Here is a 25,423-nt window from a genome sequence, read left to right as displayed (position 1 = left end):
AGGTCTCCCTATATTGACTTCTGAAATCTTTATTGAGGCATTCTTCGGACAAAATTTTCATAGAGGAATTTCTTCACTTGTCTTTCACTGTAGTACCGCTGCAGTGCCTGGACCAAATTATCATATTGATCGAACGTCGCTAAGCCCTGAACGGTCTCCGTTATCCCGTCAAAGTCGGATCCGAACCCAATATGATCCTCCCCTCCCAAACTGCACACGTGCTCTACATGCCTGATGACATCCGTTATCCCTGCCACATCCTTTTTCGAAAGAAAGGGTGGGACAAAAGTGATGCCCATGACGCTGTCTTTTTCGATCAGGGCTTGAATTTGATCATTTTTCAAATTCCGGGGGTTCGGACAAATGGAATACGCATTCGAGTGGGATGCAATCGGGTATGCCGCTACCTCGACCGTATCCCAGAATGCTTTTTCGCATAAATGGGATACATCTGTCCACAGTTTCTTTTCATTAAGGAAAGAGATCACTTCATAACCTAATCTGGTCAGTCCTCCACCCCTCGGTTCAAGGGCACCGTCTGCGACCGCATTTGCCCAGTTCCACGTCAAACCGACTGAACGAACGCCTAACCTGTAAAGAATCTCAAGCTTCGTCATATCTTCCTCTATCGCTTCAGCTCCCTCAAGTGAGAGCATTACACCGATTTCCCCGTCTCCCAGAAGGTCAATGTCTTGTTTACTTTTCACCCATTTAAGCATTGGATTGGGTGTTAAAATTTGATTATGGAACAGGTTCACCATTTCCAAGGCAGCCTGGAAACGTTGACCCGGTTTCAAATCAGACGGGATATAGATTGCGAACAACTGGACCCTGCTTTTTGCATGAACAAGCTGAGGATAGGTGATATGCATGTTATGCTTTGATTGAAAAGTCCCCATTCCCTTTTCCAAGTACAATTTCATCAATACGTCACAGTGTGCATCAAAGATCATCTGCCTGCATCCTTTCGATTCTTACCTTTTATGTATGCCTATGAATAGTATAAGGGCTGTCCACTAAAGAATCCTCTTTAATGAACAGCCCGTGATTTATTATCTTGGTTCAACAATTAACTTGATTGCCGTACGCTCTTCCCCATCGATCAGGATATCTGTAAATGCCGGGATACATATTAAATCCAAGCCACTGGGAGCAACGAACCCCCTTGCAATCGCAACAGCTTTCACGGCTTGATTCAAAGCCCCTGCCCCGATTGCCTGAATCTCGGCTCCCCCTCTCTCACGAAGAACACCGGCGAGTGCACCAGCTACAGAATTAGGATTAGATTTTGCTGAAACTTTTAATATTTCCATTCCTTTTCCTCCTTGTCATTTCCCCCATACCGCATGTCCGTGGTAAGAACAAACCTGGTATAAATGATTCCACTGCTACTATATTCAGGAACAGGACAAATCATTCCGCTGATGGGTGAAAAAGGAAGGAAACATTTAATATTCTGCCATGAAAGGATGATCCTCGTTTATTAACAAACGTTCGATTTTCTTGGCTTTCCCGTTTTTTTGATCGATATCGATCAGGCATGCGCTCAGAATCTTCCTGCCGGTTTTAGGCACTTCAAACCGGACCGGTAAGCTGGTCTGGAATCTCTTTAATACAGAATCCTTGCTCATGCCGAGCACTTCATCATAAGGACCTGTCATCCCTACGTCACACATGAATGCTGTGCCGTTTGGCAGGACGCGGTTGTCTGCTGTTTGGACATGTGTATGGGTGCCGATCACGGCAGAGACACGTCCGTCTAAAAACCAGCCGACTGCCTGCTTTTCACTAGTTGCTTCTGCATGGAAATCAACAAATATGATTGGAGTCCTTTTCTTCGCTTCATCTACAAGCTCATCGAGCACTTTGAACGGATCATCAAGTGGAGGCATGAATGTTCTTCCCTGGGCGTTGATGACGGCAACTTCTTTCCCGTACACTTCAGCAAACACCAAACCACTCCCCGGTGTTCCTTCAGGGAAGTTGGCAGGCCTAACCAACTGCTTCGATGAATCGATGAATTGAAAAATATCCCGATTGTCCCAAGCATGATTTCCAAGCGTCACCATGTTGGCTCCGTCTTGAATAAACTGTTTGTAAATTTTCTCGGTGATTCCCCTGCCGGATGCGGCATTTTCTCCATTGACGATCGTAAAATCAGGTGAATGCTTCTTTTTCAGCTTAGGTAAGTATTCTGAGACCATTTCCCGGCCCATCGAACCGACAACGTCTCCTACAAATAAAATTTTCATGAAATGTCCCTTCTCTTTATGTACTTTTTGTTATTGTAACACAATTGACTCCTCATCTATGCATCAACTGTGGCTATACGCCGTCCGATAAAAAAAGCTGACTCAAAAAGGGATATCCCTTTTTGAGTCAACCTCTTATTTTGCGTATTCAACAGCCCTTGTTTCACGGATGACCGTTACTTTAATATGGCCTGGATAATCGAGCTCATCTTCGATCCGTTTACGGATATCCCTTGCCAAACGGTGGGATTCCAAATCGTCAATGGCTTCTGGTCGTACCATGATGCGCACTTCACGACCGGCTTGGATCGCAAATGATTTCTCTACACCTTCATACGACTCTGAGATTTCTTCCAGCTTCTCCAGACGACGGATATAGTTCTCAAGCGTCTCGCTTCTTGCTCCTGGTCTTGCAGCGGACAATGCATCTGCTGCTGCCACCAGTACTGCAATGATCGACGTTGGTTCAGTATCTCCGTGGTGGGAAGCGATGGAATTAATGACTACCGGGTGTTCCTTGTATTTCGTTGCAAGTTCTACACCGATCTCTACGTGACTGCCTTCCACTTCATGATCAATCGCTTTACCGATGTCATGCAGAAGTCCGGCACGCTTTGCAAGTCTTTCGTCCTCGCCAAGCTCTGCTGCCAGTAATCCTGACAGATATGCCACTTCCATGGAATGCTTTAGGACGTTTTGACCGTAACTTGTACGATATTTCAAACGTCCCAGTATCTTGATTAAATCCGGGTGAAGTCCATGGACACCTACTTCAAATGTAGTCTGCTCCCCGATTTCACGGATGTATTCATCCACTTCACGGCGGGATTTGTCCACCATTTCTTCAATTCGTGCAGGGTGGATACGTCCATCCTGAACCAATTTCTCCAACGCAATGCGAGCCGTTTCTCTACGGATCGGATCAAAACCAGATAGAATGACTGCTTCAGGCGTGTCATCAATGATCAAATCGATTCCGGTAAGAGTTTCAAGCGTACGAATGTTACGTCCTTCCCGTCCAATAATGCGACCTTTCATCTCATCATTCGGTAAGTTCACAACGCTAACCGTTGTTTCTGCCACATGTTCTGCGGCGCAACGCTGGATAGCCAGTGACAGGACCTCTTTCGCCTTCTTATCAGCATCTTCCTTCGCCCGTGTTTCATGTTCCCTCACCATAATGGCGATATCGTGGGAAAGTTCATTTTCCACGCGGTCAAGGATGATTCCTTTCGCTTCATCACGAGTCAGGCTCGAGATACGCTCTAGCTCAGTTTGCTGTGATCGTACCATTTCGTCCACTTTGCTTTCCATCTCTTCAATATGTTGTTGTCTCTCGTTAAGAGTCCCCTCTTTTCTCTCAAGTAAGGCTTCCCGCTTATCAAGCGTTTCATCTTTCCGATCGAGGTTTTCCTCTTTTTGCATCAAACGATTTTCTTGTTTTTGCAATTCATTTCTTCGTTCACGAAGGTCATTTTCCATTTCTGTGCGAAGTTTATGATTTTCGTCCTTTGCTTCTAAAAGTGCTTCTTTCTTCAGAGCATCTGCCTCGCGCTTAGCATCTTCTAAAATCTGCTCCGCTGAACCTTTGGCACCAGCAATCTTTGCTTCAGCAATGGACTTACGAATTAGGTATCCAACAACTACACCGACGATTAGGCCAAGCAAAATGGAGATGATTGTTACAGGTTCCATTATTTCACCTCCTCTTGCTATGAACTGTCATCATGTTTTTTTACATGTCGGCTTGTACATTGCTCATTTGAACAAAATATACAGCGCTAGGCTTTCAAATATTCATTCGAAAAATTTGTAAAATATACATGTTAATTTTAAATCTCTGAAAATTTATTGTCAAGGGGTAGACCCTTCTATCACTAGATTTCTCAAGGGATTTTTCCATTCGACATAAAATGACACTGCGCATTTGGCCTCCGCAATGCCAATGACACCGAAACCTCTCTGAGAATTCTTTCATTCAGATCATCCCTTGACTCACACCGTCTCATAAGTAGATAAGCCTGTTACTATTTTCTACCATAAAATCTTCCTGCATACATAGTAAAGAGAAGCAAACCAAAAACGGCTGCTTCTCTTTATAAGCTTAATCTTCTAACAGGCTAAGCGCACCATCTTCATCCGTTTCGGCACGGCCTGTATCCAGCCCGTAATGCTCACGGATTTTCAGCATGATTTCAGTCCGGATCTCAGGGTTTTCCTTAAGGAAAACTTTGGCGTTTTCACGTCCCTGACCGAGACGCTCTTCGTTATATGAGTACCACGCACCACTTTTCTGAACGATATCCAGTTCAGATCCAAGATCGACAATCTCACCTTCTTTGGAGATTCCCTCACCGTACATGATATCAACCTCAGCCACGCGGAACGGTGGCGCAACTTTGTTTTTCACTACTTTGATTTTCGTTTTGTTACCTACCATTTCGTTACCCTGTTTAAGGGTTTCGGCTCTTCTGACTTCAAGACGGACAGAAGAGTAGAATTTAAGCGCACGTCCACCAGGAGTCGTTTCCGGGTTACCAAACATGACGCCGACCTTTTCACGAATTTGGTTAATGAAAATCGCGATGGTTTTCGATTTATTGATGGCACCTGAAAGCTTACGAAGGGCCTGTGACATTAAACGGGCCTGAAGACCAACGTGGGCATCTCCCATTTCCCCTTCAATCTCAGCTTTTGGTACAAGGGCTGCCACTGAGTCGATGACGATTGCATCAACCGCTCCACTGCGAACCAGCGCTTCAGCGATTTCCAGCGCCTGCTCCCCTGTATCAGGTTGAGATAATAATAGTTCATCTATATTTACGCCCAGCTTCTGTGCATATTCCGGATCAAGAGCGTGCTCTGCATCGATGAATGCCGCTTGTCCACCCTGTGCCTGAACTTCTGCAATTGCGTGAAGCGCCACTGTCGTTTTACCGGATGATTCGGGACCATACACCTCAACGATTCGTCCACGTGGGTATCCGCCCACTCCAAGTGCTGCATCAAGTGCAAGGGATCCACTAGGGCATGTTACCACTTTTCTATCGGTTTGTTCCCCAAGCTTCATGATAGAGCCTTTACCAAATTGTTTTTCTATTTGTTTTAACGCCATATCCAAGGCTGCTTTACGATCGCTCACAAATCTTCCTCCTTTGATTATAGAACATGAATTGACAACTTATCAGCTTGTCTCAAATCCAACCTATCTATACTATAAACCTTTTTATGATAGAAAACAAGAAAAAAGTCGAACATTCATTCGGTTTTTTCATTTCGCCCTGAAATGATATAAAACTCAAGAAACTGGAGTGAGCATCACCTTGAATCACCTCAGTGAATCTCCCTGAAGGCGCTCTTTATGGACAATAGGAAGGATCTTGATATGCTTAACAATTCAAAAAATATCCGGACAACATCCATCAAATAACATGAATGCTTGCCCGGACATGCTTAATCACCCGAAAATAGGATGAAAAACCTCTTTTTCCTCAACTCAATGACTTGATCAGATAATGCCAGCCGAATTTGGTTGCCCGCAGCCGGTTCCCGTTTCGGCCTCCGGCGAGATTCAGCTTGAATGCCTTTGTCGGTTGGCCATCCTGCGCCAAGCCGATCCACACCGTCCCGGACGGATGACCTTCATGTTCCCCCGGCCCTGCCACACCGGTAAAGCTGATCCCTATATCAGATGCCAGAAGCACCCTTACATTTTCCGCAAGTTCCTTTGCGCACTGCTCACTCACAGCTGAGTGTGTTTTCAGCGTACTTTCCCTCACGGATAACACTTTTGTTTTCACTTCGTCCTGGTAACACACGACCCCGCCGTTCAGGACGGAAGATGCTCCTTTAAGGGAGGCCAATTGAGATTGGAAAAGCCCGCCTGTAAGACTCTCTGCACATGATAGAGTAAGCTTCTTCTCCTTCATCAAGTTGAATCCGACCCCGACGAGGGAATCTTCGTTGTACCCGTAGAAATATTCACCGGCTACTTTCATGATCTCTTCTTCCACATCATCAAGAAGCTTTCCGGCCACGTCTTCTGATTCATGTTTGGCGGTTAACCGGAGGGTCACTTCACCGTCAGCGGCAAGGGGGGCGATCGTCGGATTTGATTGTTGATCGATCAGTTCCTCAAGTTCTGTTTCCAGCTGGGCTTCACCAATCCCAAAGAAGCGCAGTACCCTTGAGTGAATGATCTCTTTCTTTTTTAACAAGGCGTAAATGGCCTGCTTGCCGTAAGCACTGAACATTGGTCTCATTTCAGAAGGAGGGCCGGGTAAGAGCATATATGCTTTCCCATCTTTTATTAACAACATGCCGGGCGCCATACCGTGATCATTTTTAAGTACATCCGAGCCTTGCAATATGAGAGCCTGCTTTTCATTATTTGGTGTCATAGTCCGGTTCACTTTCCTGAAATAGTTCCGGATTGAATCCAGCGCTTCCCCGTCCATTGTCAGCGAAGTGCCAAGCGCATCCGCTATCGTTTCTTTTGTCAGGTCATCCTTGGTTGGCCCGAGCCCCCCGGTAAAGATCAGTAAATCAGCTCTCCCCTGTGCTACTTTGACGGCTTCGAGCAATCTTTTCGGGTTGTCACCGACACTCGTATGATAATACACATTCACCCCGATCCCTGCCAGCTCTTCTGATATGTACTGGGCATTTGAATTGACGATTTGTCCTAAAAGCAACTCTGAACCTACCGCAATGATTTCTGCATTCATTTTCATTCCCCCTTGCTGATATAAAGAATGGGATGATTCATCTGAATCACCCCACCTGTCACGCCTACTTCGAATTGATAAATGCTTTCTTGTTATGCTTGAAATAATCCCAGCCGGACCAGATTGTAAAGAACATAGCAACCCATAGAGCGATCGTCGCAAATGGAAGATTGATCAATTCAAATATTGCATTATGCAGGAGCAGTGCTGAAATCGCAATGATCTGCGCCCATGTTTTAATTTTACCGAGTTGGCCAGCCGCAACGACTTCACCTTCGCCGGCCAAGACAAGACGAAGACCGGTAACAGCAAATTCCCGGCTGATGATGATAATCACGATCCAGGATGGCGCGAGGCCAAGCTCCACCAGCACGATCAAAGCAGCCGAAACGAGCAATTTATCCGCTAACGGATCCAGAAACTTTCCGAGGTTCGTCACAAGATCGAGCTTGCGGGCATAATAGCCGTCCACCCAATCGGTTGTAGCCGCAATAATGAAAATCAGTGCACCGACAAAATGCTTGACTGGCATTTCAGCCCCGAGAAACATCATATCTCCCCAATTCAACGGGGCGAGCATGATGATTAAAAATAAAGGGATTAAAAATATCCTTGATACTGTAATCTTATTAGGTAAGTTCACCTTTCTACCTCCAATGCTTAAACACCTTTTTATTTCTATATTATGTAAGAAAAAGGAGTCATGAGAAACTCCTTCACACATCATTATTGCGCTGCATCAGGATCATAGTTGATGATGATGTCCTGTCTTACCACTTCTCCTGCAGGAACTTTATACTCAAGCACTTCTTCGTTCACAAGGATATCGGTATTTGATGCGTTACCAATGACGAGGTAAGCAAGCTTTTCAGAAGAAAAATCAAAGTCTTTCATATTTCCCTCTTTCAGAAGCCCTTCGAATAGCAATTCATCGGCCGTGTTATATACCCCGATCCACGTGTCACCTTTTGCTTTGAGTTCAAGTTTGAATCCTTCTGCATTTTTAAGGGAGTAGGTCGTTTTCTTGCCTGACACTTCAGTTGCTTCTAACGTTTGTTCAGGCTTTTGTTCCTTCTCTCCGCTTGTGGAGTCTTCATCTGAAGTAGAGCTGTCTGTCTCTTCCTCTTTGTCAGAGTCTTCAGGCTGTTCTTTTTCAGCACTTTTATTTTCATCCACATCTACCTGTTCCTGATTCGCGGACTGATCGGATTCAGGTGCCTTATCCCCTACTTTTCCCTGCCAGAACACCCACACGGCAATCAGGGCGCCGATGACAAACAGGGCAATAATGAGCTTTGGTAAAAAGTCAAAAACCTTTGTCGAACTTTCTGAAACAGACTTGCGGGACTGCACCCTGGACAGGGAAACAGGAATCTCATCTTCATGGGTAGTCGGGATTTCCCCTTTGTGTTCTTCAAAGATCATCTCCGGAGGGAGTCCGACTGCTTCAGCGTATTGTTTGATGAATGCACGTACATAGAACTTCCCCGGCATTGCATCATAATTCCCTTCTTCAATTCCGATCAAATAACGCTTTTGAATCTTTGTTATCCTTTGTAAGTCATCTAGGCTGTAGCCTTTTGCTTCACGAGCTTCCTTTAAACGATTTCCTAATTCCGTCACCACTTAACACCTTCCAATATTAAAAATCAAAACCGCCAAAATCGGAATTTTGAAATAGATTATTTTGTTCTACCAATTCGTATGTAATTTCTTCATCAGGATCGTTTCTCAGTTCAATGATATAATCAAAATCTTCAAGTGAATATTCAGAGTTTTGAACAAAAACATCAGGATGTTCGATTACTTTCACTGCAGGCAACCGCATGATTTCCCTTACAAGCTGCCAGTGCTTTTCGCTCGCACGGCGGGTTGAAACGATCCCATCGATGATGAATAAATTCTCAGAAGAGTATTCATCTTCAATCAGCTTGCTTCTTATCGTTTGTTTTAACAAGGTAGAGGAAACGAACAACCACTTTTTATTGGCACAAACACTTGATGCCACAATGGATTCTGTCTTCCCGACCCGGGGCATTCCCCTGATGCCGACAAGCTTGTGCCCCTCTTGTTTAAATAACTCAGCCATGAAATCGACGAGAAGGCCAAGTTCGTCACGTACAAACCGGAAAGTCTTTTTGTCGTCGGCGTCCCGCTGGATATATCGTCCGTGACGCACTGCAAGCCGGTCCCTTAATTTCGGTTCCCTCAGCTTTGTCACATTGATTGTATCCATCGTTTGCAGGATCGACTCCAATCTCATGATCTGTTCATCGTTATTAGCGAGAAGGAGCATTCCCCTTCTTCCTTCATCCACACCATTTATCGTCACAATATTGATTGACAACATACCCAATAAAGAAGAAATATCACCTAAGAGGCCTGGACGATTTTTTTGAATTTCATATTCAAGATACCATTCTTTCCGCACCATTGGTAACCTCCCTGAAAAATGTGACATTCCGAATTGAAATAAATACATTTAAACATCTAGGTATTATAATAAATGATTTTCAAGTAATAGAAAAGCAAAACCTACATAATATGTACAATTTCTCATTCATCCGCAGGCACCATTCATACAAATTATATTTGTATAAAAAAAGAAGAGGGAAATCCCTCTCCTTAACGAGTGCCATTATTGTTTACAAGTTTCACCATCATATTGGCAATCGCATGCTGCTCTTCTTTTGAAGCGACAGACCATAAATCCGCAAGCGTTTTTTCCTGATCATTCTTGGCTTCGACCTGATTGGCCAGGTAATCACCGATTTGATAAGCCAAGTCATTCACCGTCTCATTTTCCATCCCGCCATGCTGGGCTTGGTGAAGACGGTCACCCAAAAAGTTTTTCCAATCAGACCAGTTATCTAGAACAGACATCTGTCATGACCTCCTTTAATGAAATACAACCTTAGTTTGTATCCATCAGGGAAATTTATGCGCAAAGTGATTTGATATTTTTTTAGGTGTGCCATCCGCCATTGACACCAAGCGTCTGCCCTGTGATATATGAAGCTTTCGGGGAAAGGAGAAACTGAATGGAATCAGCTATTTCATCCCCCGTTGCAAGCCTCCCCATCGGGATTTCTTCCCGGATTCCACTAAGTTCATCATCTGAAAATTCGCTCATCATCGGGGTCTCCACCGCTCCGGGCGCCACTGCATTCACCCTCACGCCACTCAACGCCACTTCTTTGCTGAGTGATTTCACAAAAGCCAACTGAGCACCTTTCACCGTCGAATATACAACCTCGCATGCAGCCCCGACCTGACCCCAGATCGAGCTGACCATGACGACCGATCCATTCCGCTCCATAAGCTTTGCCAACAATTTCTGGATAAGCAGCATAGGACTTTTGATGTGAAGGTTGATCATGTGATCCATGTCATCTTCCGTCTGGTCCTGAAATAGTCCCCAGCTCGAGTTCCCGCTGCAATAAATGATGGCATCAAGCTGAAAAATACTGTCCACAAGGATGCTCACTTCACTTGGAAGAGAGAGATTTGCCCTTACGACCCTCACTTCCACTCCAAAACCCTTGATCGTATGTACAAGATCTTTTATTGCCACTTCATTATTGTGATAATGCAGGTATAAGTTCCATCCCTCTTCTGCCAATTTCAAGGCAGTGCTGCGCCCGATTCCACCGGAGGCGCCTGTTATTAATGCATACTTCATCTGTTTCACTCCAATATAAAAGGGAACCGCCAGCAGGCAGTTCCCACCCCATTATGATTTAGGCACTACCTGACAGACCGTAAAACGTTCTTCACTGATGATGGTATTCACCAACGATTGAATATCATCATATTTCAGTCCTTCCAGTGTAGGTACAACTTCAAACAAATCCATTTCATTAAACGCATAGCGTGTGAATTGATTTGCGATATATTCAGGGGAGTTTATGGCACGAAGGAAAGCCCCTATCTTTTTCTTCTTCGTTCTTTCCAATGCTTCCTCAGTAAACAAGGAATCCTCCTTGGCCTTTAGGAGCAGTGACTGAATCCTGTCTGCCAGTTCGTCAGGTCTGTCAGTATCTCCCCCTGCCGTAAGGAAACCGAACCCATTTTCCTGAGTGTAGTCATAATGGAAAGTTTCATCAATCAGGCCATCATTGTAAAGTTCAGAATAATAAGTAGAACTTTTACCAAACACCATGTCGAGAAATACGTTCATGGACAGCTCCTGTTTGAGCATTTCCTTCCCTTGCTGCTGGGGTTCCGGTGCTTTAAGCCCGACCAGGCATTTAGGGCTTTGGACATTCATTTGAAGCACTTGCTTCTTTTCTGCCACTTCATCCGGCTCATCTTCAAATTTCCGTTTGATTTCAGGCATTTTTTCATAATCTTTCTTTTCTTGATTTGTGCGGATTTGATTCATGATTTGTTCAGGGTCCACCGCCCCAACGACAAACAGCAGCATATTGCTTGGATGATAGAAGGTGTTGTAGCACTGATACAGCATGTCTTTCGTGATCGGCGTGATGGATTCAATCGTTCCGGCGATATCAATCTTGACCGGATGGTTTTTATACATATTCTGAATGACACCGAAGTACAGGCGCCAGTCAGGATTGTCATCGTACATGGTGATTTCCTGACCGATGATCCCTTTTTCTTTTTCCACCGTCTTTTCGGTGAAGTACGGATCCTGAACGAAATCGATGAGCGTTTCCAGGTTCCTTTCTACATTCGTTGTACTCGAGAACAGATAAGCAGTCCGAGTGAATGATGTGAAGGCATTGGCAGATGCACCCTGACGGCTGAACTGCTGGAAGACATCCCCGTCTTCTTTCTCAAACAACTTATGCTCAAGGAAATGGGCGATCCCGTCAGGCACTTTGACAAATTCTTCTTCATCCAATGGGACGAAGTGATTGTCAATACTGCCGTATTTCGTTGTAAATGTCGCATACGTTTTATTAAAGCCTTTTTTCGGAAGGATATATACGTCCAGTCCGTTTGACATTTTCTCATAATATAAATTTTCCTGTAATTGATCGAAGGAAATCTTTTTCATCGTTATCCCTCCATTCCTGTTAAAAAGTAAATCGTATCGATTTCCACTTTATTTGCGGCTTTTACGATATCTTCTTTCGTCGTCTTTTCAATCTCATCCAGCCAATGCTTCAAGTCGATGTCTTGATGTGCGACTGCATTATGATAGAGAATCTCCACCACTCCCCGTGGCGTATCGATGGTTTCAAGCAGCTGATTGCGGATGACCGCTTTCGTCTGTTCAATCTCGCCATCAGTGAAGTCGCCTTCTTTCATCGCCTTCAATTGTTCATTGATGATCCCCACAGCCTGATCATATTTGTTGAACTCGATTCCGGACATGACCATCATCAACCCTTTATGACTCTCCAGCCTGCTGGCAGCATAGTAAGCAAGGCTTGCCTTTTCCCTCACATTTATGAATAATTTCGAATGAGAGAATCCACCGAAAATCCCGTTGAACACCTGAAGGGCAAAATAATCTTCGTCGCCGTAGTGGGTATTAGTACGGTAGCCGATATTGAGTTTCCCCTGCTTCACATCCTGCTTTTCTTTTACGACATGCTCATTCTCTTTTCTCGTTACTTCTGAAGATTCAACTTCTTGAGGGTGTCGATCCTCCAATTTGAAAAGCCGGTCGCACAGGGCTTCTACCTCTTTAACATCCACATCCCCAATCACATATAGATCGAATTGGTCTTCATTCATGACCTTTTGGTAATATTCATATAGACTTACTGCCGTGATGCCATCGACTTCTTCATTGACACCGTTCACATGGAGGGCAAACCGTTCACCTTTACACATTTCCTCCACGAGCCTTGAATTCGCATAGCGCATTTTATCATCATAGACCGCCTGAATTCTCACCTTTTGGTTTCGTTTTTCTTTTTCAATAATGTTCGAGTCAAACCCTTCACTGTCAACATCAGGATTTTGCAGGACATCTGCCAGGAACTCAATCCCTTTTTGAAGCAGCGGATCAGAGTCCTTAAGGAACTTCTCATTGGCGATTTCCACACTCATGCTGACCACATGGTATTCGCCCTTTTTTCCTAAATCCACGAAAAAGTTTGCCCCGTATAGTTCATCAAGGTATGAACGTAGTGCAGTCGTACTCGGATAGGTCTTTGTACTGCTCTGCATCACATGAGGAAGCAATCCACGCAGTGTCACTGTATCCTTGTCCAAGGGAGCTTTCATTTTCAGAACCAGGCTGTTGGTTTTATACTTATCTGTCTGAACGATATGTAGCGTGTACCCCTGTTTCTTTTTTACGATTTCATTAATGGCTGTCATCGTACCGTCCTCCTTCGTTCCACACTTCCATCATTTTTAAAGAAAAAAGATATAAACACCTTTATTGTGCGGTATTTATGTTTAACTATACATGTAGTAAGATAGCGATTTCAAGCATCTTCCTCTGTTGGAAAATTACCCATGGAGTAAACCATTATATGTCTGGCGGAGATGGTTTATGATTAGGCATGCATTTTACCGATGTGAGCTGTTTAATATACACTTTTCATGTTGGAAAATTGACCTTCCTTTCTCTTTACTTTTATCCTTTCCCCTTCTCTTCAAAACACCTACCTCCCATAAAATGTGATCCTTTTTGATATTTCCGTGCAAGGCTTCTAGATTATATAACCATTGGAAGAAGCATAAGAAAAAGGATACCCGAATGATCAGGTATCCTTTTGGCTGTTAAAGAATTAACGATTTCCTTTAATGTATGGTGTCCCGAGTGCTTTAGGTGCATCTGCGCGACCAATGAACCCTGTCAGAGCAAGGATCGTCAATACATATGGTGCAATCAGCAAGTATACGCTTGGGATGTTTTCAAACAAAGGTATGCTTGATCCAATGATACTTAAACTTTGGGCGAATCCGAAGAATAAGGCTGCCCCCATTGCACCAAGCGGATGCCACTTACCGAAAATCAACGCGGCAAGTGCCATGAACCCTTGACCACTGATGGTCGCATGACTGAAGTCAGATGAAATGGACTGGGCGTAAACCCCGCCGCCGACACCTGCAAAAGCACCGGAAATGATGACGCCGATGTAGCGCATCTTTGTTACATTGATCCCCATTGTATCTGCTGCCATCGGATGTTCACCAACGGAACGGAGTCTCAGTCCGAATGGCGTCTTGAACATCACGAACCAGACGATAAAGGAAACGAGAATCGCTACGAAAGGCGGCCAATACGTATTGCTGAAGAAAATATCACCGATGACCGGAATCTTATGAAGTAAAGGAACATCAACTTTACCGAATCCTTCGGAAATGATATCCGTCTGTCCTTTGCCATAGATCCGTTTTACCAGGAAGAGCGTTAAGCCGATCGCCAGTAGGTTGATTGCAACACCGGAGACGACCTGGTCTGCCCTGAATGTAATCGATGCGACAGCATGAAGGACAGCGAGCAGCGCCCCCATCACCATGGCGATGAGCAACGCCACCCAAGGGGTTGCAGCCCCGAACGTATCTGCAAACGCGATATTAAAGACGATGCTTGAAAAAGCCCCGATGACCATCAAGCCTTCTAATCCGATGTTGACTACGCCTGAACGTTCAGAGAACGCCCCGCCTAAAGCAGTGAAAATAAGTGGTGAAGCCCAAAGCAGTGTAGATGGGATGAGAATCGTTAAGATATCAAGAAAGCCCACTTATTTCACCCCCTTTTTACTGAATCGGCCAATGAGATAACGAATCATGTAGCCGGATGCCACGAAGAAAATAATAAGTGCAATGATGATGTCTACCAGTTCATTTGGAATGCCTGCTTCAAGCGGCATGTTCAGGGCACCTACTTTGAGTCCCCCAAATAACAGTGCAGCGAACACAACTCCGATTGCCACGTTCCCTCCCAGAAGGGCCACGGCGATCCCGTCGAACCCGACACCGGTGAATCCACCTTTAATGGAAGCATACCCAAACGTCCCAAGTCCCTCCATTGCACCTGCAAGACCGGCAAACGCCCCGGAAATGACCATGGAAAGAATGATATTTCCGTTTACGTTCATCCCGGCATATTGAGAAGCGTGCTGGTTATAACCTACTGAACGCAGCTCGTATCCACGGGTTGTTTTTTCAAGTAAAAACCACATGATGAACACACAGGCAAGTGCAACGAAAATCCCCCAATGAAGTCTTGAGTAATCTGTTAGACTTTCGAAGAACGGTGATTTCAAAGAAGCCGTCTCGGCAATATAGTCGGTACGATCTTTCCGTTCTGTCAGTACGTCACGGATGATGGCATTAGTAACATGGAGTGCAATATAGTTCATCATGATCGTAACGATTACTTCATGAACACGGTATTTTGCTTTCAGCAATCCAGGGATGAACCCCCACAGGGCCCCTGCGAATGCTGCCGCCAATACGGCAAGAGGCAAATGAATCATTTTCGGCAGGTCATCGAATGCAACCCCGACCCATACAGCAGCAAGCCAGCCGACAATCAATTGCCCTTCTACCCCGATATTGAATAATCCTGTCCGAAATGCAAATGCGACAGCAAGTCCTGCTAAAATATAAGGTGTGACTTGACGGATCGTCTCCCCTACATAATAAATATCTCCGAAAATACCATTCCATAGGGCTGAATATCCTGCAACCGGATCATATCCGCTCACAAGCATGATAATTGTTCCGACGATAATGCCCAGAAGGACAGAAATGACAGGGATTAATATATTTGTTAAGCGATTAGACATGTGCGTTTTCACCCGCTTCCTTCCTTTTCGATCCAGCCATCAACAATCCAAGCTCTTGTTCGGTTGTTTCTTTCGGATTGACGATTGCAACGATCTGTCCTTCATAGATGACTGCAATACGGTCACTGACATTCATGATTTCATCCAACTCAAATGACAGGAGCAATACAGCCTTTCCATTATCCCGCTGTTCAATCAGACGTTTATGGATAAATTCGATGGCACCGACATCGAGCCCACGTGTTGGCTGGGCAGCGATCAATAAATCTGGATCACGGTCTACTTCCCGGCCGATGATTGCCTTTTGCTGATTACCACCTGAAAGTGCCCTTGCAAGGGTATATTCGGACGGAGTCCTGACATCGAACTCTGTAATGAGTTTTTTTGCCTGCTTGTAAATATTTTTGTAGCTGAGCACCCCTTTATTCGAATAGGGCTTTTGATAATAGGTTTGAAGAACCATATTCTCACCGATTGGGAAGTCCAGTACAAGACCATGCTTATGACGGTCCTGAGGAATATGCCCTACACCGGATTCATAAATTTTCCGCGGTTTCATATTGAGGATTTCTTTTCCATTCAATTTAATCGAACCGCTGTCAGCCTTATACAAACCGGTGATGGCTTCAATCAATTCGCTTTGACCGTTTCCATCCACCCCTGCGATTCCAAGGATTTCCCCGGCTTTTACTTCAAGGTTCAACCCCTTGACGACAGGAACATTCCGATGATCTTTGACAAACAGGTCACGGATTTCCAGTACTTTATCAGCAGGATTGGCTTCTTTTTTCTCTGTCTTGAACGTTACTTCCCGACCGACCATCAGGCTTGCAAGATGGTTCGGATCCGTCTCTGATACTTTAACAGTCCCGATGCCCTTACCCTTTCTGATAACGGTTACATTATCACACACTTCCATGATTTCCTTCAGTTTGTGCGTGATGAGGATGATTGATTTCCCTTCTTTAATGAGCGTTTTCATGATTTGAATGAGCTCTTTAATTTCTTGAGGCGTCAACACAGCTGTAGGCTCGTCGAAAATCAGGATGTCTGCCCCCCGGTATAGGGTCTTCAATATTTCGACACGCTGCTGCATCCCTACTGAGATTTCAGAAATTTTAGCTGCTGGATTAACCTTTAATCCGTATCGTTCGGAAATCTCCTGTATGTCCCGTTCCGCTTTTTTAATATCAACGGTACCGCCGGATTTCGGCTCTCTTCCAAGAATGATATTCTCGGTTACCGTAAACGTATCTACAAGCATAAAGTGCTGATGGACCATGCCGATTCCTAAATCGTTCGCGATATTCGGATTCGTGATATTGACTTTCTTGCCCTTCACACGGATCTCACCCTGTTCGGGCTGATATAGACCGAATAAGACGTTCATCAACGTGGACTTACCCGCTCCATTTTCACCAAGAAGCGCATGAATCTCACCTTTTTTGAGCTGGAGGGTAATATTATCATTTGCTACGATGCCTGGAAATTCTTTGCGAATATTCAGCATCTCGATTACATAATCCATTGCTATTCACTCCTTGCATAGGCTAGGGGTATCTTTCTAGTAGTTAGAGGTCAGACCTTGAATCACCAGAAAAAAAAGGTCCCCTTATAAAACGCTAAATGAAAGATAGAAAAAGTTTCTATGCTTCAATTAAAGTTTTTAGTGCTCCGGGATAGATGAAGATTTTAGAAGATTACATGACCAAAGACTTATGTTTTCGAAGGCTATAAGCTTATTTTGTTTTAAAAAAAGGGATAAGAGACCGGCTTTCCATGGTCCCCTTATCCCTCTTCAATTAGTTAGCTGAAAATGATTTAGCTGCATCAAGAGATTCTGGAACAGTGATGTCCCCACTCTTGATTTTTTCTTTCCATTCATCAACCTTAGCCATGACTTCATCTTTGTTTGATAGTTCTTCATTCAATGGAGCAAGCCCTACTCCATCTTCGTTTAGACCATAAGAGATGACTTCTCCACCAGGGAAGTTACCATCTTTCGCTTTACCAGAAAGATCCAGCACTGCGTTATCAACACGTTTAAGTGAAGACGTCAGGATGATATTGTGATCTCCAACCTTACCTTCTGCTGATTGATCAGAGTCAACCCCGATCGCCCACAGTTCGCGGGAAGGATCTTTTTCTTTCAAGTCACGCGCTTCTTTGAATAGGCCGTTTCCAGTACCACCTGCTGCATGGAAGATAACGTCTACGTTTTGAGAGTACATTTTAGAGGCGATTGTTTGACCAAGTTCCGCTTTATCGAATGCACCTGCATAATCTGCAACGATTTCAGCATCCGGATTAACCGCTTTCACACCAGCGATGAACCCTGAATGGAAACGCTCGATTACCGGGATTTCCATCCCACCGATGAAACCGATTTTGTTTGTTTTTGTAGCAAGTCCTGCTGCAACACCTGCAAGGAATGAACCTTCTTGCTCTTTGAACGTGATGCTTGCCACGTTCGGTTGTTCCACAACTGCATCAACGATGGCAAATTTCGAATCTTTTTGCTGCTGTGCAATATCATTGATTGCACCTTCCATAAGGAAGCCGATTCCATATACTAAGTCAAAATCTTGACGAGCTAATGTGTTTAAATTTGTAGCGTAGTCGGCATCAGATTGTGATTGTAGGTAGCTGTAACCTTTTTTACCTTCTTCCATGCCATTTTCCTTACCGAAAGCTTTAAGGCCTTCCCATGCTGATTGGTTGAATGATTTGTCATCAACACCGCCAACATCTGTAACCATCGCTACCGTAAATTGATCTTCTTTCTTTCCTTCACCACTAGATGTACCTTCTTTGTCCCCGCTTGTTCCACAAGCACCCAATAATGTACCTGCAGCCAGAACAAATGACAACGCTAAACCGAATTTACGTTTCTTCACCTAGAGTACCCCCTATTATTGTAATAAATTAGTAGAAAGACAGTTTGTTTCTATACACGCTTTCTTAATACGTGGAAGCTAAATTTGTCTGATCTGAAATAGTTTACAGAATACAGAATCGGTTCATCGTTTTCGTCAAAATGCATTTGCTTTAAGACAAGGAGAGCCGTTTCCGGTTCGCAATTTAGAATAGGGGAAATTTTATCATGATATCCCATAGGTTCAATCTGTGCCACCGCATGTGTGATTCTCTTATTCTCCCGTTTCTCCAACAGAGTGAAAATCGAATTATCTTCATGGGTGAAGTCCCTCGGCATGATCGCTTCCGGAATCTTATCGACACAATATACAACCGGTTCCCCGTTTGCTGTTCGAACCCGCTCAATCAGGATGACATCATCCTCTTCATTGCATGTAAACCTTTTCATATCATCCTCAGTAGCTTCTTGAGTTGTCGAGCTTAAGAAAATGGTCCCTGGATCCATTCCAGCCTGCTTGATCATGTTCGTTACACTGTTCAGCTGCTCGATACCTGAAGTAAAGAGCGGTTTAGCATTCACAAATGTACCTACACCATGACGTCGTACGATAACACTTTCTTCCTCAAGAATCCTGAGAGCTTCCCTTAGAGTCGCCCTACTTACGCCTAATTGTTTGGAAAGGTCGAATTCAGACGGGAGTTTTTCTTTTTCTTTATACACGCCCAATTCGATATCTTTCTTCAATCGATCAATCACTTGTAAGTATAAATGCCTATTATCTGTTTTTATTGTCACTGGAACCACCACCAAATTTTCTCAAGACATCAGACCTCTGATGTATATCTTTCCTACTAATCGAAAATACTATAACACTTTTCTTTTCATAAATAAATAGTATTGTGTGATTTTGTCGAAAAAAATGAAATGAATGATAATTTACACTTCTTTTATTCCAGTAAATAGGAGAATTTTACTACATGTATGGGTTTACATGGAATATTCTAGTTTACTATTTACATAAAGTGTGTGATGGATTGGTAATAATTACAAATGGAATAAACCACCATAATTAATGGAAACGCTTTTAATAGTATGTCACATTAGTGGATAAAAAAAGGGGGCCCTAGGGAGTTACCACTGATAAACATTTCATAACATAAAAAAAAGGTGCGTCACGCTATTCATTTTCGAATAGGGTAACACACCTTTTCACTATGAACTTTGCTCTTCAGAAGGCTTTCCGACCAAGACCGTTCTTGGCTTGCTTCCTTCATAAGGGCCTACTACACCCCTTACTTCCATTTCATCGATCAGTCTCGCTGCGCGGGTATAACCGATCCTGAATCTTCTTTGAAGCATGGATACGGAAGCTGTCTGCATTTCGGCAATAAGCTGGACGGCATCGTCATATAATTCATCTTCCGCTTCGCCAGTTCTATCGTCTTCCTGAATTTCATCAGGAATCATTTCTTCCTGATATTGGGCTTTCTGCTGAGAGATGACAAAATCAACGATTTCTTCCACCTCTTCATCGGATAAGAAGGCCCCTTGCACCCTTGTCGGCTTGGAAGCACCGACCGGCATGAAGAGCATATCACCCCTGCCAAGAAGCTTCTCAGCGCCTCCTGAATCCAGTATCGTCCTGGAATCTGTCATGGATGACACGGCAAAGGCGATCCTGGATGGGATATTCGCTTTAATGACGCCGGTGATGACATCCACAGAAGGGCGCTGTGTGGCGATGATCAGATGGATGCCTGCTGCACGGGCCATCTGGGCAAGCCTTGTGATCGCATCTTCCACATCGTTTGAAGCAACCATCATCAAATCAGCGAGCTCATCAACGATGACCACGATGTAAGGCAAGAGAGGCTGTTTCTCTTCATTTTCATTGTTTTGCCTTTTGACATAATCATTGTATCCTTCAATATTTCTTGTTCCCGTATGCGAGAATAACTCATATCTCCGCTCCATCTCACTTACGACCTTCTTTAAGGCCTGGGAGGCTTTCTTGGCGTCAGTCACTACAGGGGCCAGCAGATGCGGCACTCCATTGTAGACATTTAATTCTACCATCTTCGGGTCAATCATCATCAGTTTGACCTCATGTGGCTTTGCCCGCATAAGGATGCTTGTGATGATGCCGTTTATACACACACTCTTCCCGCTTCCTGTCGCACCTGCAACGAGGAGGTGGGGCATTTTATTCAATTCTGCCAATACTGCTTCCCCGGTGATGTCCCGGCCGAGGCCGATTTGAAGTTTGGCATCCGGTTTGTTATGTTCTTTCGCCTCGAGTACTTCCCTTAGTGAGACCATCGCCACTTCAGAATTCGGCACTTCGATCCCGATCGCTGACTTACCCGGTATCGGTGCTTCGATCCGGATATCTTTCGCCGCGAGAGCCAATGCCAGGTCATCGCTCAGATTCACAATGCGGCTGACCTTCACACCGACATCAGGGTGCACTTCATACTTGGTGACAGCCGGTCCGAGATGTACCTGTGTCACTTTCGCTTTCACGCCAAAGCTTTGGAATGTTCTCTCCAATTTGGCTGCATTGGCATGGATCAGCTGATATTCATTGCTTTGATCTGTTTTTCTTGGACTCTTCAATAAAGAGATTGATGGTAGTTGATAATCCTTATTTTCTACCTCTGTGAATGTAATCGGAGGTGCAGGATCTTCTTCCCCTTCAGGTACCTGCTCCTCATGCGGTGGAGCTTCCTCCTTATGGTCAACCGCTGCAGCAGGTCCTTCATCTTTTGGCTGGGACATACCGTAAGCACGTTCTGCAAAGTTTGATATGATCGGTTCACTTGTTTCTCCTGCTTGTGGTTCGGGAATAACCGGATCATCATCTTCCCTTTTTTTCGATTCCTTCTTTTCCTGTAGCTTTCTCTCTTTCTTCTTTGATTGGTCTTCCTTCCAATCACTCATATCCTGCTTAAATGCAGACCACTGGTCCTTCATGAATGCCCCGAAGCGGTTTCCTGCTTTCCCGAGAACATCCCCGATGGACTTTCCTGTCACCAATATGATCCCGATCAAGATGAAAGTAGCACTGACGATCCTTGCTCCTTCTGAATCAAAGAGGAAGTATGAAACAGCAAACAATATGCTTCCGATCATCCCTCCGCCGAGGTCCGACGTGCTCGTCTCTCCCCTTACGTCCATCCAATACAGGTCCCATGTATTCATGATGACACTTGGATTGTCAAATGACCCTTCGTTAGAGAGCAGGTCGAATAATTTCACGTGACTTAACAGCAAGAAGCTGGCAATGATGATATAAATCCCTACAAGTCTCCTGCTGAATAATACGGGCACCTCCCGCTTCACCATAAGGTAGCCTGCGACATAGAGCACCCAGAGCAGGGCAACCATATACCACTCACCCAGGAAGAAACGGTCAAAATAGACCAGCGCCTTCCCTACGGCACCCAGCTCAATAATCGATATCAAGCTCAATGCAACGAGGATCAAGCCGATGATTTCATACTTGATCGTTTGTTTTAATGTCGACGTCGTTGTTGACCGCTTTTTTCTTTTTTTTCTTTTCGCCAATCCAATTCACCTAAATTCTGTTGAAGTCTTTCTCGTTATGTACATAAAGATGAAGAAAGGGCTGACCCTTTGGGGCAAAACGCGTGCCTAAGGTGTCAGACCCTTCCCGGTAAATGTATCGTATGATCATCACTCTATTAAGTATAGTATAGCATATCCACTATTTCCACGAAAATCCTCTTTCTTGCTTAATTACCGATGAATCCCCCCGGGTAAAGTTGGTCATTGAGGTAATGTGCCGGGTCACTGCTCATGATCCTGATCACCCGATACTTGTTTTCCTCCTGCTGGACAAGAAGCGGGATGCCTTGATAGTCCATCATCATCTGGCCAGAAAACACACTCTCATCTGTCGGATAGATAAGGTCATCCGGAACCATTGTATAAAGAATCATTGAACCAATCCCTCTTGTTGATCTGCCTGCTTCTTGATATCGATCAACTCATTGATTTTCTTGATTGCCGACCCAATTCCTCCTATACCGTCAATTAATCCGTAGCCAACGGCATCCTCCCCTACAACATTCGTCCCAATGTCACGTGTCAGGTTTCCTTTGGCAAACATCAGATCTTTAAAATCTTCTTCAGACACATTGCTGTGCTTCGTAACGAAGCTGACCACCCGCTCCTGCATTTTGTCAAGATATTCAAATGTTTGCGGAACACCGATGACCAGTCCTGTCAATCTCACCGGATGGATCGTCATCGTGGCCGTGCTTGCAATATAAGAAAAATTGCATGATACAGCTATCGGGACACCTATGCTGTGCCCCCCGCCCAAGACGACAGAAACGGTCGGTTTCGAGAGGGATGCAATCATTTCGGAAATGGCCAAGCCCGCCTCTACATCCCCGCCCACGGTGTTCAAAATGACAACCAATCCCTCGATCTTTGGATTTTGCTCGATTGCAACGAGCTGGGGGATGACGTGTTCATATTTCGTTGTTTTATTTTGGGGTGGAAGCTGCATATGTCCTTCAATCTGACCGACAATCGTCAAACAATGGATATTTGAGTCCTGGGATAATTGAGGGACACTCGTCTGTCCCAATTGCTGGATCTTTTCCATCAACCCTGATGGCTTCTCTTTATGATCATCCTGCCCTTTATTCGGCTGATCTCCCATCGATAACGTATTCTCTTCCATGAAAACATCTCCTTTTCATTCCCATTCTATTGTTATTATCTTATTAATGGTGTGTTTTCATACTTTTTATGTTTGGGGATCCGCTCACAAAAAAAGAGGCTGCTTGCATAAACAAGCAGCCTCTTCCATTATACTTCCATGATGATCGGCAGGATCATCGGTCTTCTTCTCGTTTTGTTAAACAGGTAATAATTGAGCTGATCCCTGATATCCTGCTTGATCGTTGTCCATTCGAAAGAGCCCTTTTGTAAGTATGAGTGGACGACGCTTGCGACGATATCACCCGCTTCTCCCATCAATTCCTCAGACTCCCGCACATAAACGAAGCCCCTCGATATGATTTCCGGTCCTGAAACAATCGATTTGGATTTACGGTTGATGGTGACAACAACCGTAAAGACACCGTCTTCTGACAACAGCTTTCGATCACGGAGCACGATATTGCCCACGTCTCCCACACCGATGCCGTCGATCAGCACATTTCCAGCCTGTACCCTGCCGTTCATGCGCATCTTTCCATCCTTATATTGAAGTACATCCCCTTTATCCAGGATGAAGATTTGTTTATAAGGAAGTCCGGTGTCATGGGCCACCTGCGTATGGGCGACCAGCATCTTGTATTCTCCCTGGATCGGGATGAAATATTTCGGTTTCATGATATTCAGCATGAATTTCAAATCTTCCTGGCTTCCGTGCCCTGAAACCTGTTCTTCCTTAGTAGGGATCAACACCTCTGCCCCTGCACGGTAAAGCATATCGATCGTTTTCCCTGTGATCACTTCCATGCCAGGGGAAGGGTTTGCGGTAATGAGGACGGTATCGCCTTCTTCGATATTCACCAGGCGATGGGAGCGTTTTGACATCCGTTGAAGGGCCTCAAACGGCTCACCTTGCGTTCCTGTTGCGATGATGAGGATTTCATCCTTTGGATATTCTTCTATTTCGTCAATCCCGATGATCATTTCATCACGGACGTGAAGATATCCAAGTTTCAACGCTACATCATACACACGCTTCAAGCTTTTCCCCACTACTGCGACTTTGCGTTTATTCTGCTCGGCGGCATCAAACACTTGCTGCAGACGGATTAAATTAGAAGCAAAGCATGCCACGATGACCCTTCCTGATGCTGTACGGAGAGACTTCGTGATGTGCTGCTCCATCACCGCCTCGGAAGTGGTGTAGCCCGGTCTTTCAGCCCCGATGCTGTCTGACAGAAGGCAAAGAACGCCCTTCTCGCCAATTTGAGCCATCTTTCCTAAATCAGGTCGATAGAAATGCTTGGCAGACTGATCGAATTTAAATTCCCCGGTATGGACGATGACACCCTCTGATGTATGGATACATACCCCTACAGAATCAGGAATGCTATGAGTCGTTTTAAAGAACGTGACGCTTACCCCGTCAAACGTCAGATGACTATCAGAGTGAACAGTGTAGAACTTCACATCTTCTCGGACATGTTCATCCTTCATTCTCGCCTTAACGAGTGCATTTGTGAGTCTTGTCCCGTAGACAGGCGCTTTGATTTTCCCAATGAGATAAGAAATTGCGCCAATGCTGTCCTCATGGCCGTGAGTCAGGAAAATTCCTTTTACCCGCTCTTTGTTTTCAATCAGATACTGGATATCCGGGATAACGATATCGATTCCGAGCATTTCATTCTCAGGAAACATAAGCCCCGCATCGATCACGAATATCTCCTGATCCACTTCAATTACATACATATTCTTTCCAATTTCCCCCACTCCACCTAATGGAATGATTTTGATACTTTCATTCTTTGTCTTACCCACTTTTGTGTCCTCCTATGCTGTGCCTTCCCCGATCTTCAATCAGTTATGTACATTATACTTGATACTATTTTGGTAGTACAACCAATTTTATCCTGTGTGATGAGGAAAAAGACTGCAATTTACTCTTCTACGTTATTATTTCGATAGCGGGGGTGAATTTCCTTCTTTTGATGGATAAATACATGCATTTTGGGGTGGGGTGACAACTGGCACGAAGAGCGGGGGGAAAAATGAAATTGGATCAGTCATGGTGTTTTTTTAAAAAGGCTGTTTTCGTAAACATTGTGGCTTTTGAACAAGCGAGATGCGGTTGATTGCAGCGATAGATGC

22 protein-coding genes are annotated in these 25,423 nt (G+C 44.5%); all 22 read right to left on the bottom strand.

The genetic code is table 11. The features are described 5' to 3' along the window. Positions 1-29 precede the first annotated feature (29 nt). Positions 30-953: a dipeptidase gene (locus KH172YL63_RS08075; RefSeq protein ID WP_173105623.1), complete on the bottom strand. Its 924-nt coding sequence runs from the start codon at positions 951-953 to the stop codon at positions 30-32. A 99-nt stretch (positions 954-1,052) separates the two neighbouring features. Further along, positions 1,053-1,313 (bottom strand): stage V sporulation protein SpoVS, encoded by a 261-nt coding sequence (gene spoVS / locus KH172YL63_RS08070; RefSeq protein ID WP_034760060.1) that lies wholly within the window; start codon positions 1,311-1,313, stop codon positions 1,053-1,055. A gap of 135 nt (positions 1,314-1,448) precedes the next feature. Beyond that, on the bottom strand, positions 1,449-2,252 hold the full coding sequence (locus KH172YL63_RS08065; RefSeq protein ID WP_173105622.1) for a TIGR00282 family metallophosphoesterase: 804 nt from the start codon (positions 2,250-2,252) through the stop codon (positions 1,449-1,451). A gap of 135 nt (positions 2,253-2,387) precedes the next feature. After that, the gene (rny, locus tag KH172YL63_RS08060) at positions 2,388-3,947 is read right to left on the bottom strand and encodes a ribonuclease Y (RefSeq protein WP_173105621.1); all 1,560 of its coding nucleotides are present in this window, start codon (positions 3,945-3,947) and stop codon (positions 2,388-2,390) included. Between the two features lie 409 nt (positions 3,948-4,356). Beyond that, the gene (gene recA / locus KH172YL63_RS08055) at positions 4,357-5,394 is read right to left on the bottom strand and encodes a recombinase RecA (RefSeq protein WP_173105620.1); all 1,038 of its coding nucleotides are present in this window, start codon (positions 5,392-5,394) and stop codon (positions 4,357-4,359) included. 349 nt (positions 5,395-5,743) lie between these two features. Then, positions 5,744-6,979 (bottom strand): competence/damage-inducible protein A, encoded by a 1,236-nt coding sequence (locus tag KH172YL63_RS08050; protein ID WP_173105619.1) that lies wholly within the window; start codon positions 6,977-6,979, stop codon positions 5,744-5,746. A gap of 64 nt (positions 6,980-7,043) precedes the next feature. Next, entirely contained in the window at positions 7,044-7,622 is a 579-nt protein-coding gene (pgsA, locus tag KH172YL63_RS08045) for a CDP-diacylglycerol--glycerol-3-phosphate 3-phosphatidyltransferase (protein ID WP_173105618.1), read from the bottom strand. Positions 7,623-7,705: 83 nt separating this feature from the next. Continuing rightward, positions 7,706-8,602 carry a helix-turn-helix domain-containing protein gene (locus KH172YL63_RS08040; RefSeq protein WP_173105617.1) on the bottom strand — a complete coding sequence of 299 codons (897 nt, stop codon included), beginning with the start codon at positions 8,600-8,602 and terminating at the stop codon, positions 7,706-7,708. Positions 8,603-8,621: 19 nt separating this feature from the next. Next, positions 8,622-9,413, bottom strand: coding sequence for a DUF3388 domain-containing protein (locus KH172YL63_RS08035; protein WP_173105616.1), 792 nt, complete (start codon positions 9,411-9,413; stop codon positions 8,622-8,624). Positions 9,414-9,604: 191 nt separating this feature from the next. After that, a complete protein-coding gene (locus tag KH172YL63_RS08030) occupies positions 9,605-9,862 on the bottom strand; it encodes a DUF3243 domain-containing protein (protein WP_173105615.1) in 258 nt (85 codons plus the stop codon). 82 nt (positions 9,863-9,944) lie between these two features. After that, positions 9,945-10,661: an elongation factor P 5-aminopentanone reductase gene (gene ymfI / locus KH172YL63_RS08025; RefSeq protein WP_173105614.1), complete on the bottom strand. Its 717-nt coding sequence runs from the start codon at positions 10,659-10,661 to the stop codon at positions 9,945-9,947. Between the two features lie 51 nt (positions 10,662-10,712). After that, positions 10,713-12,002 (bottom strand): EF-P 5-aminopentanol modification-associated protein YfmH, encoded by a 1,290-nt coding sequence (gene yfmH, locus KH172YL63_RS08020; RefSeq protein WP_173105613.1) that lies wholly within the window; start codon positions 12,000-12,002, stop codon positions 10,713-10,715. A gap of 2 nt (positions 12,003-12,004) precedes the next feature. Then, positions 12,005-13,279, bottom strand: a complete 1,275-nt coding sequence (gene yfmF / locus KH172YL63_RS08015) for an EF-P 5-aminopentanol modification-associated protein YfmF (RefSeq protein WP_173105612.1) — start codon at positions 13,277-13,279, stop codon at positions 12,005-12,007. Between the two features lie 416 nt (positions 13,280-13,695). Beyond that, the gene (locus KH172YL63_RS08010) at positions 13,696-14,655 is read right to left on the bottom strand and encodes an ABC transporter permease (RefSeq protein WP_173105611.1); all 960 of its coding nucleotides are present in this window, start codon (positions 14,653-14,655) and stop codon (positions 13,696-13,698) included. Beyond that, on the bottom strand, positions 14,656-15,705 hold the full coding sequence (locus KH172YL63_RS08005; protein ID WP_173105610.1) for an ABC transporter permease: 1,050 nt from the start codon (positions 15,703-15,705) through the stop codon (positions 14,656-14,658). After that, positions 15,698-17,233 (bottom strand): ABC transporter ATP-binding protein, encoded by a 1,536-nt coding sequence (locus tag KH172YL63_RS08000; protein ID WP_173105609.1) that lies wholly within the window; start codon positions 17,231-17,233, stop codon positions 15,698-15,700. The genes KH172YL63_RS08005 and KH172YL63_RS08000 overlap by 8 nt, the downstream gene beginning before the upstream one ends. 274 nt (positions 17,234-17,507) lie before the next feature. Then, a complete protein-coding gene (locus KH172YL63_RS07995) occupies positions 17,508-18,602 on the bottom strand; it encodes a BMP family lipoprotein (protein ID WP_173105608.1) in 1,095 nt (364 codons plus the stop codon). Positions 18,603-18,652: 50 nt separating this feature from the next. Next, a complete protein-coding gene (locus tag KH172YL63_RS07990) occupies positions 18,653-19,378 on the bottom strand; it encodes a GntR family transcriptional regulator (protein ID WP_173105607.1) in 726 nt (241 codons plus the stop codon). A 417-nt stretch (positions 19,379-19,795) separates the two neighbouring features. Beyond that, positions 19,796-22,150, bottom strand: a complete 2,355-nt coding sequence (locus tag KH172YL63_RS07985) for a DNA translocase FtsK (protein WP_173105606.1) — start codon at positions 22,148-22,150, stop codon at positions 19,796-19,798. Positions 22,151-22,338: 188 nt separating this feature from the next. After that, complete coding sequence (locus tag KH172YL63_RS07980; protein WP_173105605.1) at positions 22,339-22,545, bottom strand: YlzJ-like family protein; 207 nt, start codon at positions 22,543-22,545, stop codon at positions 22,339-22,341. After that, positions 22,542-23,276 carry a ClpP family protease gene (locus tag KH172YL63_RS07975; RefSeq protein WP_173108091.1) on the bottom strand — a complete coding sequence of 245 codons (735 nt, stop codon included), beginning with the start codon at positions 23,274-23,276 and terminating at the stop codon, positions 22,542-22,544. Before KH172YL63_RS07975 ends, KH172YL63_RS07980 begins: the two co-directional genes overlap by 4 nt. Positions 23,277-23,425: 149 nt before the next feature. Beyond that, positions 23,426-25,093 (bottom strand): ribonuclease J, encoded by a 1,668-nt coding sequence (locus KH172YL63_RS07970; RefSeq protein WP_173105604.1) that lies wholly within the window; start codon positions 25,091-25,093, stop codon positions 23,426-23,428. Between the last annotated feature and the right edge of the window lie 330 nt (positions 25,094-25,423).

The organism is Bacillus sp. KH172YL63, assembly GCF_011398925.1.
In the GTDB taxonomy this organism is placed as follows: Bacteria; Bacillota; Bacilli; order Bacillales; family Bacillaceae_B; genus Rossellomorea.
Note: the sequence above shows the minus strand (reverse complement) of the source record. Positions and strands in the feature narration are given on the sequence as shown.

Coding starts and splice junctions, on each gene's coding strand:
- yfmH (WP_173105613.1), bottom strand. CDS start 12,002: ATGAAAAAGATTTCCTTCGATCAATTACAGGAAAATTTATATTATGAG.
- KH172YL63_RS07975 (WP_173108091.1), bottom strand. CDS start 23,276: ATGGGAGATCAGCCGAATAAAGGGCAGGATGATCATAAAGAGAAGCCA.
- KH172YL63_RS08035 (WP_173105616.1), bottom strand. CDS start 9,413: ATGGTGCGGAAAGAATGGTATCTTGAATATGAAATTCAAAAAAATCGT.
- KH172YL63_RS07980 (WP_173105605.1), bottom strand. CDS start 22,545: ATGATTCTTTATACAATGGTTCCGGATGACCTTATCTATCCGACAGAT.
- KH172YL63_RS08030 (WP_173105615.1), bottom strand. CDS start 9,862: ATGTCTGTTCTAGATAACTGGTCTGATTGGAAAAACTTTTTGGGTGAC.
- KH172YL63_RS08000 (WP_173105609.1), bottom strand. CDS start 17,233: ATGGATTATGTAATCGAGATGCTGAATATTCGCAAAGAATTTCCAGGC.
- KH172YL63_RS08050 (WP_173105619.1), bottom strand. CDS start 6,979: ATGAATGCAGAAATCATTGCGGTAGGTTCAGAGTTGCTTTTAGGACAA.
- spoVS (WP_034760060.1), bottom strand. CDS start 1,313: ATGGAAATATTAAAAGTTTCAGCAAAATCTAATCCTAATTCTGTAGCT.
- yfmF (WP_173105612.1), bottom strand. CDS start 13,279: ATGACAGCCATTAATGAAATCGTAAAAAAGAAACAGGGGTACACGCTA.
- rny (WP_173105621.1), bottom strand. CDS start 3,947: ATGGAACCTGTAACAATCATCTCCATTTTGCTTGGCCTAATCGTCGGT.
- ymfI (WP_173105614.1), bottom strand. CDS start 10,661: ATGAAGTATGCATTAATAACAGGCGCCTCCGGTGGAATCGGGCGCAGC.
- KH172YL63_RS08005 (WP_173105610.1), bottom strand. CDS start 15,705: ATGTCTAATCGCTTAACAAATATATTAATCCCTGTCATTTCTGTCCTT.
- KH172YL63_RS08065 (WP_173105622.1), bottom strand. CDS start 2,252: ATGAAAATTTTATTTGTAGGAGACGTTGTCGGTTCGATGGGCCGGGAA.
- KH172YL63_RS08075 (WP_173105623.1), bottom strand. CDS start 953: ATGATCTTTGATGCACACTGTGACGTATTGATGAAATTGTACTTGGAA.